Source organism: Staphylococcus arlettae (assembly GCF_002902345.1).
Classification (GTDB): domain Bacteria; phylum Bacillota; class Bacilli; order Staphylococcales; family Staphylococcaceae; genus Staphylococcus; species Staphylococcus arlettae.
Genome location: NZ_PPQB01000033.1, coordinates 38199 through 38537, shown reverse-complemented (window position 1 = coordinate 38537; position 339 = coordinate 38199). Strand labels below are relative to the sequence as shown.

The 339-nt window shown below is 52.5% G+C and carries 3 tRNA genes; all 3 read right to left on the bottom strand.

Annotation, left to right across the window (positions count from 1 at the left end):
* Positions 1-68: 68 nt before the first annotated feature.
* Positions 69-157, bottom strand: a tRNA-Leu gene (locus tag CD036_RS12965).
* Between the two features lie 13 nt (positions 158-170).
* A tRNA-Gly gene (locus CD036_RS12960) sits at positions 171-245 on the bottom strand.
* A gap of 3 nt (positions 246-248) precedes the next feature.
* A tRNA-Leu gene (locus CD036_RS12955) sits at positions 249-330 on the bottom strand.
* Positions 331-339 lie beyond the last annotated feature (9 nt).

Below are 339 nucleotides of genomic sequence, written 5' to 3'. Positions count from 1 at the left end.
CCCATAACCTCTTGATCCGTAGTCAAACGCTCTATCCAGTTGAGCTACGGGCGCATATATAATTTAGATGGTGCCGAGGACCGGAATCGAACCGGTACGATAATCACTTATCGCAGGATTTTAAGTCCTGTGCGTCTGCCAGTTCCGCCACCCCGGCACTATCAAATAAATGGAGCAGAAGACGGGATTCGAACCCGCGACCCCAACCTTGGCAAGGTTGTATTCTACCGCTGAACTACTTCTGCAAATGCGGGTGAAGGGAGTCGAACCCCCACGCCGTAAGGCGCTAGATCCTAAGTCTAGTGCGTCTGCCAATTCCGCCACACCCGCGATCTAATG